This is a genomic window from Saccharibacillus brassicae (assembly GCF_006542275.1).
In the GTDB taxonomy this organism is placed as follows: Bacteria; Bacillota; Bacilli; order Paenibacillales; family Paenibacillaceae; genus Saccharibacillus; species Saccharibacillus brassicae.
The window spans coordinates 602,346-619,342 of record NZ_CP041217.1; the positions used below are offsets into that span (position 1 = coordinate 602,346).

19 protein-coding genes and 1 tRNA gene are annotated in these 16,997 nt (G+C 40.8%); 6 read left to right on the forward strand and 14 right to left on the reverse strand.

Annotated elements, in window-relative coordinates; translation table 11 throughout:
* Positions 1 to 5: 5 nt before the first annotated feature.
* From FFV09_RS02345 to loaP, 6 genes are all read right to left on the reverse strand, one after another.
* Positions 6 to 671 (reverse strand): O-methyltransferase, encoded by a 666-nt coding sequence (locus FFV09_RS02345; protein ID WP_141446194.1) that lies wholly within the window; start codon positions 669 to 671, stop codon positions 6 to 8.
* A 28-nt stretch (positions 672 to 699) separates the two neighbouring features.
* Positions 700 to 1,554, reverse strand: coding sequence for a sugar phosphate isomerase/epimerase family protein (locus tag FFV09_RS02350; RefSeq protein WP_170314909.1), 855 nt, complete (start codon positions 1,552 to 1,554; stop codon positions 700 to 702).
* A 462-nt stretch (positions 1,555 to 2,016) separates the two neighbouring features.
* Positions 2,017 to 3,429, reverse strand: a complete 1,413-nt coding sequence (locus tag FFV09_RS02355) for an MATE family efflux transporter (protein WP_141446196.1) — start codon at positions 3,427 to 3,429, stop codon at positions 2,017 to 2,019.
* An 83-nt stretch (positions 3,430 to 3,512) separates the two neighbouring features.
* Complete coding sequence (locus tag FFV09_RS02360; protein WP_141446197.1) at positions 3,513 to 4,451, reverse strand: acyltransferase domain-containing protein; 939 nt, start codon at positions 4,449 to 4,451, stop codon at positions 3,513 to 3,515.
* Positions 4,452 to 4,546: 95 nt separating this feature from the next.
* A complete protein-coding gene (locus FFV09_RS02365) occupies positions 4,547 to 5,269 on the reverse strand; it encodes a 4'-phosphopantetheinyl transferase family protein (RefSeq protein ID WP_141446198.1) in 723 nt (240 codons plus the stop codon).
* Between the two features lie 245 nt (positions 5,270 to 5,514).
* Positions 5,515 to 6,096 (reverse strand): antiterminator LoaP, encoded by a 582-nt coding sequence (loaP, locus tag FFV09_RS02370; RefSeq protein WP_141446199.1) that lies wholly within the window; start codon positions 6,094 to 6,096, stop codon positions 5,515 to 5,517.
* Between the two features lie 1,822 nt (positions 6,097 to 7,918).
* Here loaP and radC point away from each other — a divergent pair.
* The gene (gene radC / locus FFV09_RS02375; RefSeq protein ID WP_141446200.1) at positions 7,919 to 8,527 is read left to right on the forward strand and encodes a RadC family protein; all 609 of its coding nucleotides are present in this window, start codon (positions 7,919 to 7,921) and stop codon (positions 8,525 to 8,527) included.
* 178 nt (positions 8,528 to 8,705) lie between these two features.
* Entirely contained in the window at positions 8,706 to 8,849 is a 144-nt protein-coding gene (locus tag FFV09_RS23650) for a hypothetical protein (RefSeq protein WP_170314910.1), read from the forward strand.
* A 78-nt stretch (positions 8,850 to 8,927) separates the two neighbouring features.
* Here FFV09_RS23650 and FFV09_RS02380 read toward each other — a convergent pair whose 3' ends face one another.
* From FFV09_RS02380 to FFV09_RS02390, 3 genes are all read right to left on the reverse strand, one after another.
* Entirely contained in the window at positions 8,928 to 9,839 is a 912-nt protein-coding gene (locus tag FFV09_RS02380) for an SU10 major capsid protein (RefSeq protein ID WP_141446201.1), read from the reverse strand.
* A gap of 45 nt (positions 9,840 to 9,884) precedes the next feature.
* Entirely contained in the window at positions 9,885 to 10,364 is a 480-nt protein-coding gene (locus FFV09_RS02385) for a hypothetical protein (protein WP_141446202.1), read from the reverse strand.
* Positions 10,365 to 10,745: 381 nt separating this feature from the next.
* Positions 10,746 to 11,015, reverse strand: a complete 270-nt coding sequence (locus FFV09_RS02390) for an HU family DNA-binding protein (RefSeq protein WP_141446203.1) — start codon at positions 11,013 to 11,015, stop codon at positions 10,746 to 10,748.
* Positions 11,016 to 11,435: 420 nt separating this feature from the next.
* Between FFV09_RS02390 and FFV09_RS02395 the strand changes: the two genes are divergently transcribed.
* The gene (locus tag FFV09_RS02395) at positions 11,436 to 11,762 is read left to right on the forward strand and encodes a hypothetical protein (protein ID WP_141446204.1); all 327 of its coding nucleotides are present in this window, start codon (positions 11,436 to 11,438) and stop codon (positions 11,760 to 11,762) included.
* Positions 11,763 to 11,792: 30 nt separating this feature from the next.
* Here the strand turns inward: FFV09_RS02395 and FFV09_RS02400 are convergent, their stop codons facing one another.
* Complete coding sequence (locus FFV09_RS02400) at positions 11,793 to 12,065, reverse strand: helix-turn-helix domain-containing protein (protein WP_246098453.1); 273 nt, start codon at positions 12,063 to 12,065, stop codon at positions 11,793 to 11,795.
* A gap of 114 nt (positions 12,066 to 12,179) precedes the next feature.
* Here FFV09_RS02400 and FFV09_RS02405 point away from each other — a divergent pair, with 114 nt between their 5' ends.
* Together FFV09_RS02405 and FFV09_RS02410 are read left to right on the forward strand one after the other, a co-directional pair.
* Complete coding sequence (locus FFV09_RS02405; RefSeq protein WP_141446205.1) at positions 12,180 to 12,965, forward strand: hypothetical protein; 786 nt, start codon at positions 12,180 to 12,182, stop codon at positions 12,963 to 12,965.
* Between the two features lie 245 nt (positions 12,966 to 13,210).
* Positions 13,211 to 13,282, forward strand: a tRNA-Val gene (locus tag FFV09_RS02410).
* A 235-nt stretch (positions 13,283 to 13,517) separates the two neighbouring features.
* Here the strand turns inward: FFV09_RS02410 and FFV09_RS02415 are convergent.
* From FFV09_RS02415 to FFV09_RS23655, 4 genes are all read right to left on the reverse strand, one after another.
* Positions 13,518 to 13,853: a hypothetical protein gene (locus tag FFV09_RS02415; protein WP_141446206.1), complete on the reverse strand. Its 336-nt coding sequence runs from the start codon at positions 13,851 to 13,853 to the stop codon at positions 13,518 to 13,520.
* Between the two features lie 757 nt (positions 13,854 to 14,610).
* Positions 14,611 to 14,829, reverse strand: coding sequence for a hypothetical protein (locus FFV09_RS02420; RefSeq protein ID WP_141446207.1), 219 nt, complete (start codon positions 14,827 to 14,829; stop codon positions 14,611 to 14,613).
* A 72-nt stretch (positions 14,830 to 14,901) separates the two neighbouring features.
* Positions 14,902 to 15,114: a hypothetical protein gene (locus tag FFV09_RS02425; RefSeq protein WP_141446208.1), complete on the reverse strand. Its 213-nt coding sequence runs from the start codon at positions 15,112 to 15,114 to the stop codon at positions 14,902 to 14,904.
* A gap of 85 nt (positions 15,115 to 15,199) precedes the next feature.
* Positions 15,200 to 16,393, reverse strand: coding sequence for an excalibur calcium-binding domain-containing protein (locus FFV09_RS23655; protein WP_170314911.1), 1,194 nt, complete (start codon positions 16,391 to 16,393; stop codon positions 15,200 to 15,202).
* A gap of 269 nt (positions 16,394 to 16,662) precedes the next feature.
* Between FFV09_RS23655 and FFV09_RS02435 the strand changes: the two genes are divergently transcribed.
* Positions 16,663 to 16,983, forward strand: coding sequence for a hypothetical protein (locus tag FFV09_RS02435; protein ID WP_141446209.1), 321 nt, complete (start codon positions 16,663 to 16,665; stop codon positions 16,981 to 16,983).
* Positions 16,984 to 16,997: the final 14 nt, after the last annotated feature.

Genomic DNA, 16,997 nt, shown 5'->3' on the forward strand with positions numbered 1-16,997 from the left:
TTTCATCATTTTCTACGAATTGCAAAGGTTAAACCGTCCCCAATAGGCATTAAGCTCATAGTAACTCGGTCATCAAGATGAACTCTTTTATTGACTTCACGGATGGCACAGACGTCGCGTCCTTGATTGAACTCATTAATGACACTGCCACCCCAAAGTACATTATCGAGTAAGATCAATCCTCCTACTCTTACAAGTTTCATTGCCAATTCGTAGTAATCAAGGTAACCTTCCTTATCCGCATCAATAAAAATGATATCGTAGAAATTCGCTTTCTGCTCATTTAAAAGCTGACGCATCGACTCAGAAGCTGGAGCGATTATTAAATCGATTTTATCTTCCACTCCAGCTTGACGCCAATAATTTCGAGCCATTTTACACCATTTTTCATCCACATCAAGACTCGTTATTTGACCACCCTCAGGCAAAGAGAGCGCCATCCATAATGCTCCATACCCAGTAAAGGTTCCTACTTCAAGAATCTGCTTCGCATTCATTAATTCAACTATCATCGCAAGAAATTGTCCTTGCTCTGGCGGAGTCTGCATTGCGGACATAAGCATTCTATTCGTTTCTTCCCGGAGTTCCTGCACAACCGCAGGTTCTCTAAGTGAATTGATTAGAAGATACTCGTATAGCTCATTCGATAAATCTAACGTTCTTTTCCCCATACTTACCTCCCTTGTTTCCTTTTAATTACTAACCCAGTGGCTGAAAATCCGGCTGTTTTATCTCACGCAAAAACTTAATCTCGTCTATCGCTACGCGAATTGGATTACGATTCACTTCGAAGCATTCAATAGACACGTAACCCTGATAGCCTCTTCGATTTAATTCATTCAAAATTGCTCTATAGTCTAGATCGCCGTCAGCCAGGTTTCGGATGCCGAGTATTGCTCGATCTTTTTCCATCACATAATTAAAGGGAGTAATTAAGCCTAAGTTAGCCTCCGCATTTTTGGCATGTACATGGATCGTATGCTCATAGAGCTTCTCAATAACGAGCAACGGGTCCATTCCTTTTTCATTTTCATACAGATTATAAAAATCGAGTACCAAGCCCACGTTCGGACGATTAACATCCTTTAATAATTTCTGGATTGATTCAATTCGATCCGCGAGTGTATTCACATGTGTTTCAATCGCTATTTTGATGTTAAACTCTGCTGCTTTATCCGCAATAACTTGTATTCCTTCCACTCCATTCTCCCATTCTCGTTGTGTGGCAAACTCGCTTCCAACTCTGCCTGTAAAACAACGAATAATACGACAATCGATTTCATTAGCTAGATGGATGAATGTTTCGGCCTCCAAAACACTGTCTCTCCATTTCTTTTTGGAAGACGTAAAATCAAAGTAAGGCGTAATCATTGGTACTTGGAGTTTACTGTGATTAAGAAGCTTTTTTAAAGCAGGCAATGCAGCTTGATATTCAAACAAGTGCTTACTCCAGATTTCAATACCTTCATAACCGAGTAAGCTAATAATATAAGCCATATCATCCAACTTTAATGTCCGATGTCTCCAAGCGATTGTACAAAAACTAAACTTCATAAGTTTCCCTCCTAATAATTGAATCATTATTCTTCCTCAAACAGATTCCTCGTTCGGTTTTTAAAAATTTTCAAAAAAAATAGTACAATGTTAAGCGAACCTTTCTTCAGATTCATAAAGAGTAGCTTAGAAAGCGAGGAAGTATTTACGCGAAATTTTATCCTGTCATATCATTTATTGAAATTGAACATCAAATATTCCCAGAGTCAATGCTTGATTACATTCTTATAAATCACCTCCTATTAAATCAACGTTTATGAGTATTCCTCTGCTTAAAAAAAGATTTTATATACAAATTTTAATAAATATTTAAAATTTGTATATAAAATTCCTAAATATTCAGTCAGAAGAATTGTCTCAATGCAAAAATATACTACTGCTATCATCAATACAGGCTTTTACCTACAGTCAATGAATCATAAAGGCTTTAATTAAACACCTCATAACAACCAATGTTAAAAACTATACTCGCTTTTCGCTCGGTACTGAAGATTGATTATCAAAAATAGATGTGAACTTCACTTTTTTGAGATGTCCCTTTATCCATAGGAAAGAGATCGGTAAAGTTACAATGTTGCCAATAACCATCGAGATAAATATACCATTTAAACCCATATCCAACTCGTAAATGAAGTATAAACCAAGGCCAATAATGAGAATGACTCTTATATACATAATAATGACAGCAGGCATTGGCCGACCTGTTGCTTGAAAGAAGGAGCAAATAGTCCATGTAATGGCCATGAATCCGAATGTAAACGATATAATGAGTGCTTGTTGAGTCGCCAGTTCCACCACTTCAGGTATAGAAGTGAACCTTGCAAATAACCAAGGCGCCACTAATACATAGAAGGCAGCAATAACAGTAGATATTCCGAAAACGAAGAGCATACTAACGTTCAATGCTTTCTTAATGCGATCAAGCTTGTTACGTCCATAATTCTGAGAAACAAAAACCATTGTAGCCCCCGCAATAGCAATAATAGGTATGATCAAAACTTGATCGATCCTCCCGGTTAAAGTCCAGGCGTTCATCGCATTTTCACTAAAATTGGTTGTAATAATTTTATTGTAGATAATGGTAATTGAATAAATGGAAACCGTCATCAGCAATTGCGGTAAACCAATACGCACGATTTCCTTCACAATGCGTTTATTAAACATGGAAAACCTAAAGTTTAAAGGAATTCTTGATTTCCCTTTCTTCAGAAATCGCATAACATACAGAAATGCAAAACACATTGCAATTGTTGTGGACAACCCAGCACCGGTGACCCCCATGCCCAGACCGAAAATCATAATTGGATCAAGAATCAAATTGATAACTGTCATGAGCGTAAATGCGATCGCTAGCACATGGGTGAGTCCTTCTCCAAGAAGGATGCCTCCATAGACCTGTATCAGAATCATAAAGATCAGGCCCGGTGCTAACGAGTACAAAAATTCCAACCCATATGCCTTCGCTTCCGAACTGAGTCCATCTCCTGCGAGCATATCGATCAGCTCTGGTCCGAACAAATAACAAACGAGAATGAATGGAATTCCAAGTACCATTGCCATGATGAACCCGCTGATTCCAAGGCTTTTGCATTCTTCAAACTTTCTTTCGCCAATCAACCGTCCTGTAACGGTACTGAGGCCAACAGCCAAACTCGAAGCGATAGCTTCAAAAACAAAAAACAAAGGAAATAACAGACCCGTTCCCGCTAAAAGAGCCGAAGATTTAGGATCTATCATGGCGATGTAATATGTATCAATAACTAGATAGACGTAATTTAACAAATTACCGATCAAAATAGGTAACGCAATTCTTATCATAATCGGAACTATCGGGCCTTCAAAAATTCCTTTTAGCATCTGTTCTTGAGCTTTCAAGTTATCCCTCCATAACCCTTTTTAATGTTTACTATTACGATTAACAAATATATAACTATAGATAAACCGTTTATTTATAGTATCTATCCTTTTAAACACCTCCTCATAGCATGTCTAAGATTCGAAGCATCTCGATTAAATTGTGTAATGAGGGGATAAAAATCGGAACGGATACCTTCTATATATATTTTTGAGGATATCGCTGCTAATGTACCGGAAGGGCTTAAATCTAGGAATATATAATCTTGATTTCGGTCCAGCTTTTCCATTGCTTCGTTCAATCGCATAGGTTCACGAATTGCCTGCCACATCAAATAAGCATCCACGTCTATACATTCCCCTCCTACTGCTGTAGACAGCAAAGGGACTGTGGGTGCTTTGTAGGTCAGACTTTGTAGATGGTTCATATAGGCGGCTTTTATCGGTTCAAGCTGCACTGTATGAAATCCATAAGAGACCGGAAGCCTCTGATTAATGATACGATTGGAGTTAAGCCAACTTTCTGCAGAAGATAAGCTGGTTTCTTCCCCTGCGATTACAAAATGACCATCGTAATTGACAGCTACAAGGCTGCACGTCGTATGAAGCTGAGGAGAAGAATCATATAAATCTGCATTCGAAAATATTGTTGTCATCCCCCCTTTCTTGCAAAAAGATTCAATCAATTTTGATTGAATAATAATACTTTCTAACACAGCTTCTGCCTCAACCGCGTCGGTGACAGCAGCAGATACATACTCACCTAAGCTCATACCTAGCAATAAATCTGGTTCTATTCCTTCTTCTATTAATGCGCGCGCAAGAGAATATTGGATTATGAATATAGCTGGATGCATATATGTAAGATCGTGAAGATCTGTTAGCGAAGATCCACGATCGCCATATAAACGGTTTACAACTGATAAGCCTGTAATACTCGAAACAACGGAGTCCAAACGGTTCATCCAAGAGCGAAATACAGGATATGTGTTGTATAACTCAAGCCCCATTTGGCGGTATTGAGTACCTTGCCCACCAAACATAAATACTACGGTTTTTTTATCTATTGAAATAACCTCCTTATCTACCTAAAACATAAATATCATTAATTCATATAAAAAAGGCTCTTTCATTTTATTCAATGAAAAGAGCAGATCGCTTGCGTTTTTGAGATTAAATAATTTAGCATTTTTAAATCGATAAGTGTGCGCTTTGGATGCACAATAGAAACTATATAATCACCTGCTTGAAAAGACGTTGCCTTAAACTGTGAAAAGTTCGTATATTCACTTGAGGCATAACTCGAATGTAGGTGTATCTTTTCGATTTCAAAAACTTGAGGCGGCGTCGTAAAGCCAGTCTTCAGTATTTTAGAAAGTGCTTCTTTAGCTGTCCACATCAAGTATAAAGCCGCAGTGGAATTCATACTTAACGTTTGGATAAGGTTTCTTTCTTTTTGCGTTAATACGGATTCGATTACTTCAGATTCTTCCGATATTTTTTCTATGTCGATTCCCATAGAGCATCCTTCAGAGAAAGCAATTGCCGCTCCGATATCGTTAGAATGCGTTATGCTGACTTGAACGTTTGAACATAAAGTGGCAACCACAATCGGTTGTTGAAAAATACCTCTTCTTATTAAAATTCTTTTAAGATTCTCAATATCCGAATAAGATTGAATCGCTTTTTTTGCACATAACCTTCCCAGCAAGAAGCTTTTTCTTCTCTTTTCCACTTGAAGACCGGCATAATAACTTAATTCTTCTTCTTGCAAGTAATCGACAATTTCTTCAAAAGGCGAGTCGGCTACGAATCGGGTAATACATATGCTTGCTTTTAAACTTTCATTCAATTCACTCATCCCTATTTCTTCTAAATAAAAACAAATAGAAAAGCTTCTCAAGTCAAATACCACCAATCCGACTTATTGATTAATCTGAGCATTTTTTTTGTAAAAAACACCAATTATATGAATATGGACATAGCTTCGCCCAGTCGTCTATATTTAACATATACACTACTTAAATATCATATGACAACAGAGCCGTACCAACGTACCGAAGCAACGATTAGTGCACTCTGAATTTTTGATGTTATGCTATGATTTTATTTTTCCGATAATTCGATACCCACATCCAAATTTTTTTCTTCCCCCATGAAATTCAAAACAATTCTGGCTCGACCTTTACGACTATCAATTTTTTTAATAAGCGTTTCTTTACCTTTTAAAGGTCCGCTGATTACTTTTATTTGTGCATCTTTTATGTATAAATTTGATCGTTCAATAACTCCCTCCTCATTTATAAGTTGTGAAAGTAAAATCATATCTTTTTTTTCGATTATAGAAAATAGATTCTCCCTCCTCATCCCCTCTTCCATAATATCCTCTTTAGATATATTATTCCTTTTTACCCCTTTGTCAACAGAATTATTGATATTGTTTAATAATCGATAACAACCGGGTATTTGTTTGAGATCGTAGTAAATTTCTAAGTTTATTTGACCGTATAAAAGTACGTATCCGGGAAACATAACCTTGCAAACCTCATTAGACCGACCTAGTTTTCGTTCTGTTAATTTTCTTTTCGGTACAACTGCATGAAGTTTGGATTTTTCAAAATAATTATTAATTAACGATCGTATGGTATCTTCTTGTCCGGTTACAACGAATAATACATACCAATCCATGCTGACTCACACCTCAACTTTCAATTTTATAATAACCTATGTATATTATAACCAAAAAAATTATTAGGTGTATACTTTTATTTAATGTTATTTATTACAAATTAATGTTTATTAAAATTATTTTTTAAAAAGATACTTCTCCAAACCCTATTCTTGATAAACCTTAATCCAAAAAATAGAAAACAAGCCATATCTCCGGTATCGTATTGTCGAGGCCCACACAAGGAGGAGAGCGGCTTGTACATTCAGTTCATCAAAGAGCTTGCCAATCTATAGAGGTTAAAGTCAAAGAACTGGAAAAACAGGAAGAAGGCTAGATGTGTCCATAGTGCTTCGAGCCTAATCCCGCTCATCTGTATCGTGGGCAAAAAGTTAGCAAAAACATTGATCACCCTACGCCTGTTGATTAGGCGCTCTTTCCAATTCTCTATTCGAAATGCATAAAACAAAGGTCGCACTTTCCTCAAGTTGTAAGCATCACACTAATAAATCGAAAGGGAGCATTTCATAAAAAAACTCTAATAATTTAAACCCTGCTTAATCGGTTTTCAACAAAGAAATGCATAAAAATAGTGCGAAAAACCAGTTATGACGACACCACGGCGATTTCACCATGTTCAAATTCCTGCAGTATTAGATACAAGCTGCTCAGCTAAGGTAGTCATTCGTTCAAACGTAGACTTCGTCGATATAAACCACTAATTATGCATAATTTTTACATAAATTACTGTTAGAAAAATATGACTGCTTTGAGCACCTTTTAAAGGCAAATGCACCAGCTTCAAGTTACTTGTGGGGCTGGACCCAGTATCCAAACAACCGATTCAAGTCGTAGAAACCCTAGCTTCCCATCACGATGAGATCATTGGTAAAAAGTTGGCAAAACGCGAACTTCACGTTAAGGATAGACTCCATAGATAGAAAAATCGATGTTTCGACAGATATGTTTCCGAAAGCCAACCATTTGTTAGGAAGCTAAAAGACAACGTGTAAATAACCGCTAGGCGCGGATTACAGCGGATCACAGATCCGTCTTCACCCATAAGTTAACACTTTACCTCTTTGCTCAGTAAGACACAGTGCCGAAGCAAAAAAGACATTGAGCGATGATTTTTTCAGGACAATGAGGTCTGGAATTCGGATGACGACGAATCGTAAGGACTTTACCGGCGAGCAAATTGTCGAAATGTACCGGACGCGCTGGTGCATTGAAGTCTTTTACATTGGATCAACTAGCATCTTAGCATGCCGATCATGTTTGGTCGTACGCTAACCGTAGTATACGGACAGTTGTATACCACTTTGATCGTGTACATGCTGTTGCGGAGCGTATTTCCCCACTTTTTAGAATGCTGGAAAGTAGACCTGCTCACCTTTGCCCTCTTTTCGCCTCTGCTTCAGCTAGACCACTTCCAAAAAAAATTGGAAGGAACGAACACCAAAATTAAGCTGCTCAAACACGGAACGTACGGTTAACGAAATACGACTCATTTTATACAACAAATTTAATTTGAAACGCTTTAAAACAAGCGAAGACGGCTTGCGGTGAAGAACCGGTTTTCTGAAATATCCTTGTCAGGTTATAATGTTCATTTCAAGGAATAGTAAACTCTTAGTCTTTAAATACATATTATTTACTGGATACTTATGCAGTATATAAGGAAAGAAGCTGACACTTATAAATTCGTGTTATCGCTTATTAGAGTAAAATTAGAATATATGGAACTCAATGATTTATATTTCACCTACTTAAACACCAAGCACATAATATGCTTGGTGTTTTGTTTGTCAAATTATATATTCGATTCGATGGAGGAAAAAAATGAAATCTCATTCAAATGATAATCTTAAGCACCTAATTGCTCAGTCGCTTCGAGAGCAAGAAGATAGTTATACCATTCAGCAGCTCTTCAACCAGTTCCCTACAAAGACAGAGCTTTTAAATGCTACTGAACAACAGCTGGTTACGATCAAAGGTATTGGTGCAGGAAAAGCCCGTCAAATCACTGCTATGTTGAAATTAGCTACCGTGCTGGCAGCTCCAACCCATAATCCAACCGCGATTCGAAGTCCTCAAGATGTATTTGATCTTCTCTCCTCTGAATACAAGCATGCTACAAAAGAAAGCTTCATCTGCCTTTTCTTGAACACAAAAAATCGACTGATCTTCAAAGAAGTGATCTCTATAGGCAATCTGAATTCAGCAATCGTACATCCTCGTGAAGTATTCCAAGCGGCAATCAAACGCTGCAGTGCTTCGCTGATCTGTGCACACAATCACCCTAGCGGAGATCCGGAACCTTCCTTTGAAGATGTGAAGATGACCAAGCGCCTTGTCGATGCTGGTAAGATCATCGGTATAGAGGTGCTTGATCATGTCATCATTGGTGACCACCAATTTTATAGCCTGAAAGAACACGGACATATTTAACTCGCCGAAATGGAAATCCAATTCCCAAAATTTAATTAGCCCATTATGTATTTGATGCTTTTATTCGTGTTCTTAGTGCCAACTGTATCACTTCGCTACTATAACCATGCATTACTTCACTATAGTCCGTTGAGGCTTTCTGGAAAAAAATCTATCGTTTGGAGTGGGAGGAGGCATAATGGATAGCATTCAGACGATTGGAGAAAGCATTCGATTTCTAAGGCAGCAAAACGGTCTAAGCCAAGAGCAGCTTGCTCTTGTAATCCATTTTTTCTTTGGCATTCATATCAATGCTCCCTATCTAAGATTTCAACTCGATTAATTTAAAATAGATTTGATTAGAACAAATAAGGATAGGAGTTATTCCCCTACCCTTGTCTGTCTACTACTGGATTCTATTTTATTTACTTGCCGTACGAGCACCAGAAGCGATTGTGAGTTTAGATACTGCTTTGTCACTCATTACGCGTAGAGTGGCTTCAGCAACTACAAAACCGCCTTCAGCGTCACCAGTTTTAGCAAGTGGTTCGAAGTGTGGTGCGCGTAGATAATCAACGAACAGATAATCTGCATTGGCGAATGTAATTGCATTTGCACCAGCGCTACGATCAACAAGAAAATTCACTGTACCATAATTTGTTTGAAGCTGATCTACTTTCATACCATAAGTATTTGCGCCGAATGGAGCATCTACGTTGTGAGAATAAGAAGTACGATTAACAAAGATTTCGTCTACCGCTTCTTTCATATCTGCATTAAGAATCGCTACAACGTCTCCTGTATTTGTTCCATTGTTATAAAGCACACGGACTGCATCTTTAATTGCTTGTTCTGTAACAGTAGCATTAGTGATAATACCAGCAGCAGGAACCCAGTTCTCAAGTCCACGCATAGTTCTTGGCTGACCGTTAGAGCCGTCATTGAATGTACCAGAAATCAGTTTTTGATTCATTGCTACTTTAAGTTCTTTTAAGCGCATTTGAATTTCTTGGCTAAGAATACCATTCTCGATAGCTTGTGCTGTGCCTGTAACCTTGCTTGCCTTTGAGAAGATTTCAAGCGCGTTATTAAGCTCTCTACGACCGCTGAATACTGTTCCAATTGGGTCTTCACCTTCTGGCTTACCAGCAGCGTTAGAAGTGTCTAAAGCGTATTCTAACCACGTTTGAATGCGTCCTTGCGCTTTACCTACTTGTCCACGAGCCGTTAGCATAGAAAGCAACGGAGCATCTTGAATGCCTACCAGGGCGATCTCGTTTACCAGTGAAATAGATTGTGCTGAAGTGAAGTTATTACTTGTGAATGTTGCCATGTTTAAATCAATCTCCTTTAAGTTTGTTTTAGTTTAGTTGTTGTCTTAATTTCTATTGAATGCTTGCTGTAGTTTGGAACCAATCATACCCAGAACATCACTCTTGCTTGAGGCACTCTCATAAGGGGTTTGACTCTTATGATCTTCTGGTTGATAAGAAGCATCTACTTTTCGAGGGTTTAAGATGTTAGTAATAGCTTGGATCGTTTCTTCTACTGCCTCTACTGAATCAACCTTGATCAGATCAGCAAAGTCAGCATATCCAGCTTCTGTGAATGCAATCTTGATTTCCTTCTGTGCTAATGTTATTTCCCGTTCACTCAAAGCTTTCTCCTGTTCACTTGGTTCAGAAATAATCTTAGTTTTTAATTCATCACGTTCAGCGACAACAGGATTAAGAAACTCCTCTTCCCAATTGTTCTTTGTCTGCTCGATCAAAGCATCAATTGTAGATTGCTGCTCAGGTGTGAACGTAACTTCTTTGGCTTGTTCTTGCTCTGTAGATTGTGCTTGTACGTCTTCCATTTTTCTTTTCATCCTTTCAATAGTTTTACTTGTTGCTTACTTTGCTAATTTCTTAACAAAAAAAGAGAAGCACCATAGAAGATGCTTCCCAATGAACACTGATATAAATGAGTAAATATCAGAAACAAATTAAATATCAAAAACATCGACTTACTTGAAGGTTGACCAGACCTTCAATCAGATCACAAGAATAATAAAGGGAGTATTGTTCTTATGATCTGATTGAAATGCTTGTCACTTTTGTTAAGAAATTAATAAAATTTTTAAAGGTGCTTATGTGGCTCCTTTGTATAAGATTATCTTTTTGCAAAAAGTAGCGATTAAACATAGAGTTTCTAAGGGATTATTGCTGATTAGTGATTTTTCAATAGTTTCGCTAGTTTAAGCTTTTGCATCATCTTTACTCATACCTTGCTCAATAAGCTTAGTATATAGGGCTGGATTCTGTACTGTGCCTGCTTCAACTTGACGAGCTTCTAGTACACCAATACCGTTCAGCTTAACGTTTTTACCGGATACTAGAGTTTCAAAGATTACGTCTGCAAGTGCATTTACTACTTCTTCTGATTGACCTTTGTTTAAAAGTTCCGTTCGCTCTGCTAATGTCCGTGCTAGTTCTTTCGTATTTACTGTTTCATTTACTTTAGTCATTGTTTGTGTATCTCCCTTTGTGGTTAGTTTTTTTAGTAGGATCGGCTTGATTTAGCCTCTCCCTTTAGTATGATCATCTTTTCCTAAAAATGAACGATTTTTCTTAGGCTTTATAAGGGAAAATCGAGAAAAACTTATTTTACAATAGTTTTCCTAAATTTTATTTGGTATTTTTCTTATTGTGATAATAGCCTTTGTTTTTCTCGTTTTTTATTCTTTTAGCGCAATCATCACAATACATCTTCCCTCTAATAGAAGGGATTTCTTTACCACAATTCTGACAAGCGGTACGAGTATCAAGGTTATCTTTTAGATTATTAACGATGATATCCCCGAATGCTTCCCACAGAGTTTCTTTACGTGAGGAGAAGGAGAAAGGGATTTTGTGGAGAATTAGTATTTGTAAAGGAGAGTGACAAAATGAGTTTAGACACTTTAATTGAACAATCAGAAATCATTAAAAGAAATGTATCTGACAAAGAAAACTTTTCAGCTATCACAGAGTGGTTGTCCTCGGCTCAAGTTTATCTGGAAACCAAACACAGTTCTTTGAAAGAAACAGAATTTTTCATCAGAGATAAAGAGAGATTCAAAGCATTGATTTTAGAAGAAAAAAAATATTCAATTGAATATTTTGATTCACTCGTTGGAACCTTAAAAGGTGTTAAGATCGCAGAAAAGATTCAAGAAGATAAAATACAAGCACAATTGAACATGGCCAAAAACTTAAATAGACGAAATAGATAAAGTTTAGAGCACTCCTAACCGAGTGCTTTTTTATTTCTCAATATCTTCCCCTGATAACTCTTTCAATCTCATTTCCTCTAACTCAATCATCCTTACAAACTGACTTCCAGTAATCCCTAACGCTTTCGATAAATCAAATATCTTTGTTAAAGACGGTTCCATTTTCCCTCTTTCTATAAGCGATATGTAGGTTCGATCTGCTCCACAAGCAGCGGCTAAATCCTCTTGATTCATCTTATTCTTTAATCTTAATCCTTTAATGATCTTAGCTATGATCGGTTTAATCGTAGTGGTTTCTGACAAAAGGAAAACTCCTTTTTAGACCACTATCTTTTTTATTTTAAAAAAACAACAGATCATACTATACTCATAAAGGATACAATTGTATAATAAACTAAAAAAAGAGGATGATTTATTTTGAAAAAGATGATGGTTTTAGCTTTGTTATGTTCAGCATTTTTGACAGCTTGTGGTTCAAATGAAAGTACAGTTATTGTTGAAGAACAGGCACAACAAAACATCCCTGCTCCTGATCCCGACCCTAGTTTTTCAATTACAAAGAAACTAGATAAAGACAATCGACTAGAAGTTTCTGCGTCAACCAAATTTCCCGAAGGAACTAAAATCGTTATAACAGTAAGTGATATGGAAGGAACTCAGTTAAGGCAAGTACAACAAGTTACAAATCAATCAGTAACCAGTAGTTGGTTTCATAACAACGACTCTGGACTTGAAGGAGGAATGTATGAAGTTACATTTGCCACAATGGGTTCTGATCGTCAAAATCCTGAAGTCAAAAAATATTTCACAGAAAATAAAGAAATCTTGAATAGCACCGAGTTGATCGTAGATAGTATGGATGGTGATACCTATTCACATACAGAAGAGATTGAGATTCCTAATAAAGACGGAACTATAGCAACCGAATCTTCACAAGAATCAAAGAAAGAAAACACTAAATCTCCTAAATCAAATAGTTACTCCAACTCAAACAATTACTATACTAAAGAAGAGCTTGAAAGCGACCCATTTGCACCTTCCTCTAATCCTAATGACTATAACTCTAATGGTGAGTATGTACCATACGGTGGTGTTTCTGATAATCCTGCTGACTATAATTCTTCAGGAGAATATAAACCAGCAGATCAAATGACACAGCAGGAAATTGAAGCAGAGTTAGAATCGATGTTGAACGGTTTTTAATCAGAATTCTTCAAGATAAGATTCAAGGAAGAAACAAGCCACTTGATTCTTAAGTAAAATTAACTTTTAAAAGCCCCTACTAAGGTGGCTTTTTTCTTTTCCTAAAAAAAAATCTATAATTTATTTAGAAACCACTTTACAAATCTATTCGACCACTATATAATATTAAAAGTGAGCGAAACGAGATAGTGGTCTTAACACTTTACGAAGTGTCACAAACCTTATCAATTCCGCGTTCCACATGAAGGACGGTAGCTCAGCGGGAGAGCACTATCTTGACAGGGTAGGGGTCATGGGTTCGATCCCCATCCGTCCTATACTTGAAAAACCCTTGAATATTCAAGGGTTTTTCTTTTTGTTGGAAGATTAGGCGCAGCGAAAAAAGGGCCGGAAACGGCCAAGTGGTGCCGTAGTGGTGCCCTGTACTCGACTAAAGCGTCCAAAAACAAAGAAAGTGGTGCCGTTTGCGGCACCACTTTTCTTATTCTACCTCGTCTTTTCCGCAAAATAAAAAGCACCCCGGGCGGGATGCTCGATAGGTCACTTTGGAAATTATTCATTTACCGCTTGGAGCTTCTGCTTGTTTATGCTGAATGCCGTCAGGTTATCCACATACCCGGCTGCCCAAGGAGTTAACACTCTTTGGATAATCAGATCCCAGATCACTTCATTGATCAAGTTGGAGTCGGCATTGGGCATCGGAACCCCGGAAGTAGTATGAGTCGTATTCCCGCGCTCTTCGACAACGGTCCCCATTTTGTTTCGGTTACGAAGCTCTTCTTCGAAAATGTTGAAGATTTCCCCTTTGCTTGTTCCATCTTTATGCTTTACGCGGGCTTCGAGATGTTCGAGCACGTTCTTTAATACGTATTTTTTCTCAAAATACATAAGCGCACCTCCTCTCTCGCTCTCTTACTTCGACACCCGGAAGTCTTCTCCTGCTCGCTTTCCGTGCATGCTGCCGCGTTCTGCGTAGGTCTATGCAAGCGTTCATACATGCAGTATTCGGATATAGATGTTTTTTTGTCTTTTGTCTTTCTTTTGGGAGTTAGCGGACCTCACCAACATTCATTATGTATGCGTAATCGGTATAAATTTTCAGGGCTTCTTTTTGAAAAAGATTTAAATAGCATGCCCAATTTTTCTTTTGGGTTCGAAACGATGCAGTCCGCGCTATGTTTACTTTTTAACGAATCCTCATATCCTTATTGTCCACCATTGGGCCTTTTTAGCGTCAGTTTAGGCAAATAGCGTGATGAGGATTCGTTAGAATACTTTGAAAACGCCTATCTTGCTTTACGCTATCCGTTCACCAACTGCTGAAAACCGTACAACAGAAAAAGCGGAATGCCGATCGCCAACAGCACTACGGCCGCAATTACGCTCCCTATAAGCGTTTTCTTTTTTTATTCATGGGCGGTCTCCTCCCGTTTTCTTTCAGGGAAATGTCCGGTACCTGCCGTAAAATCCGATATAAGCTGCACGATACATCTTGCGCTCTTTTCAACCGTTCTACTTATACATTAATTAATATTAAAAAATAAAACAATTACTTCTTCGATTTATGTAATAAAAGAAGTCATCATCCAAACCGATGCATAACAAAAAGCAGCCCGAAGGCTGCTCAATGCTTGATGCTCGTTCCTCAAAACTTGAATATATTTGCATACACGGCGCTGCGGTCGACTTTTTGGATATAGATCTCCGCGTCGACTTCGGGGTCGAGCGGGGTGTGCAGCACGATGCCGACCTGGTACCATTCTTCCGCCACGTTCAGCGTGACGAAGTCGTCTTTGTTCGGAACACGGTCGAAGGTCAGGGTCTCTCTTTTCCATTGATCCCATGACGCTGCGCGCGAGTGCACAAAAACGTTCGCGATGGTGTCCGCCTCCTTCCTGCTGCTGTCGATTCCGGGAACGGGAACCCGAAGCTCAGGTTAGAGCGCTTCTTCCCCTGCTTCTTCGTCCGCCGGAATTTCGTAGAACCAGAAATACTTGATCGTCGCCGTGTTGATGGTGTTGCCGTCGATTTCGACCCACGGATTCGAGGTGATCTCGCCGTCCAGACGTTCGAACTCTTCTTCGGTAATCCCCAGTTCCAGCACTTCTCCGTCGGTAAAATGAATCGCGATCACAGTCGTTTCTTCCATCGCACACGCCTCCTGTTCGTTCGATTACGTACTCCTACACCTTAACCTGTACGGACCCCGCTCGGCAACTTTTGCGCGGGGGCCGTCATTCGCAGCCGACGCCGTCGCCGTCGCGATCCAGTTTGCGCGAATAGCCGGGGTCGCCCGCGTAGACGGGCGCCGCTCCGGCCGCCCGGGCGACGCTGCAGTTGCGGAAGTAGACGGTACTGTCTGCGGACGAGACCGGCACGTCGGCGTAATCCGACGATCCGCCGTCGTAGCCGTCCCAATCGCTGATCTCGCAGCCGATCCCGTCGCTGTCGCGGTCCAGACGACCGGCGTACCCCGGATCGTCTGCGTAGACAGGTGCGGCTCCCGCCGCTTCCGCGGCGTCGCAGTTCTCGTAATACACGCCGGTCTCGCCCTGCGCGGCGTCTTCCGCGTCCGACGGATCGGCGGACGGCGCGTATCCGCTCACCATTTTGCTGCTAATCCAGCCGTCCAGACCGGACGGCGTACGCACGTAATACCATGTGCGGCCGTCCGACGGGTCGTACCATTGGTCGTTCAGGCTGTCGAGCGCCGAGCCGCCGGCCGTCTGGCCGACCGTGGCGGCGTTGATCGAAGGCGATTGCCGGATATTCGCTTCGCGGATCGCGTAATAGCGGACCGCCGAGCCGGAAACCGAATCGGCCGCCGCCGTCGTCGAACTGTCCCCGGAGAAATCTTCCGGCGCTTCCGGTCCTTCCGCGAAGTAACGGCCGTCCGACTGGATCACGACGGCGCGGCTGATCCAGCCGATATCGCCGTTATTCGTCTGGACATTGTACCAGATTCGGGAGTCGCGGGGATCGAACATTTTGCGGTGCAAATATTCAAGGTCCCGCCCTTCCCGGCCGATCAGGATCGACTTGGACCCGTAATCGGGCGCGGTGCGGATATTCGCGTCGCCGCCGTCGATTCTCCAGTACGCGGCGGCGCTTTCGGCCGCCGTCTCTTCGACCGGGCGGGCAGCCTGAGCGTCCGGATCGTCCGGTTCGGAAGGCTGCTCCGGCATATCGGTACTCTGCGGCTCCTGAGTCTGCCCGGAAACCGGAACGTCTGCGGAAACTTCGGCGTCTGCGGACGGTTTGGAGCCTGCGGCGGAGAGATCGGTATCCGGCAAGCCTCCTCCCGTGTCCGAGCCGGCCTGCTCCGCCGGCGGCTGCACGGCCGCTTCGGATTCCACCGGCGGCGTAACGTAGACGTCCTCGGCTTGCCCGCCTGCTCCGCAGCCGCCGAGTAGAAGCAGCAGAAGCAAAGCTCCTGCGTAGACCGGCGTGCGTCGAAACCTGAGCTTTCGTCGGAGTTGAAGTGTGAGTCCTGACATGAATCCGGGCGTCATGTCTTGCGGGGCGCGTGTTCGAGGTGTGCGTGTAATAAGATTCCGCTCCTTTTCCCTTTTTTTCTTTTTATCGGAAAAACTATCTTTTATTATAGCGCAGCTTCCCCGGAAAAGGGAATCGATTTGGGGAATGCCGAACGCTTCTGTTAGACTGGTATCAGCTTCGATTCTTAAGGAGGATTCCCATGAAACTGAATCAACTGACGCGTCAGGGCGAAGACATTCGCGAAAAGGTAGCCGCCGCCGAAGACTTCCGGAGCATCACGCTGTGGCTGTCGAGCGCCGCCGTCTATTTGGAAGCCCGGCACAAAGGCTTGAAAGAAACGGCTTCGTTTATTGCGGAAAAAGACAAATTCAAACATCTCGTTATCGAAAAAAACGAATATTCGCTGCATCTGTTCGATTCGCTGTACGGCACGCTCAAAGCGATCGAGATGCTGGAAGACATGCAGTCGAGCGAACGCAGCCAATCGAGCCAGGGCGCGCGGAACTGGAACGACTTTTAAGCGAAAAAGGAGGA

Bases quoted from the DNA above. Each gene is read 5' to 3' on its own strand.
- FFV09_RS02345 (WP_141446194.1), bottom strand. From the start codon at position 671: ATGGGGAAAAGAACGTTAGATTTATCGAATGAGCTATACGAGTATCTT.
- FFV09_RS02350 (WP_170314909.1), bottom strand. From the start codon at position 1,554: ATGAAGTTTAGTTTTTGTACAATCGCTTGGAGACATCGGACATTAAAG.
- FFV09_RS02360 (WP_141446197.1), bottom strand. From the start codon at position 4,451: ATGTTTGGTGGGCAAGGTACTCAATACCGCCAAATGGGGCTTGAGTTA.
- FFV09_RS02365 (WP_141446198.1), bottom strand. From the start codon at position 5,269: ATGAGTGAATTGAATGAAAGTTTAAAAGCAAGCATATGTATTACCCGA.
- loaP (WP_141446199.1), bottom strand. From the start codon at position 6,096: ATGGATTGGTATGTATTATTCGTTGTAACCGGACAAGAAGATACCATA.
- radC (WP_141446200.1), top strand. From the start codon at position 7,919: ATGAAATCTCATTCAAATGATAATCTTAAGCACCTAATTGCTCAGTCG.
- FFV09_RS23650 (WP_170314910.1), top strand. From the start codon at position 8,706: ATGGATAGCATTCAGACGATTGGAGAAAGCATTCGATTTCTAAGGCAG.
- FFV09_RS02380 (WP_141446201.1), bottom strand. From the start codon at position 9,839: ATGGCAACATTCACAAGTAATAACTTCACTTCAGCACAATCTATTTCA.
- FFV09_RS02385 (WP_141446202.1), bottom strand. From the start codon at position 10,364: ATGGAAGACGTACAAGCACAATCTACAGAGCAAGAACAAGCCAAAGAA.
- FFV09_RS02390 (WP_141446203.1), bottom strand. From the start codon at position 11,015: ATGACTAAAGTAAATGAAACAGTAAATACGAAAGAACTAGCACGGACA.
- FFV09_RS02395 (WP_141446204.1), top strand. From the start codon at position 11,436: ATGAGTTTAGACACTTTAATTGAACAATCAGAAATCATTAAAAGAAAT.
- FFV09_RS02415 (WP_141446206.1), bottom strand. From the start codon at position 13,853: ATGTATTTTGAGAAAAAATACGTATTAAAGAACGTGCTCGAACATCTC.
- FFV09_RS02425 (WP_141446208.1), bottom strand. From the start codon at position 15,114: ATGGAAGAAACGACTGTGATCGCGATTCATTTTACCGACGGAGAAGTG.
- FFV09_RS02435 (WP_141446209.1), top strand. From the start codon at position 16,663: ATGAAACTGAATCAACTGACGCGTCAGGGCGAAGACATTCGCGAAAAG.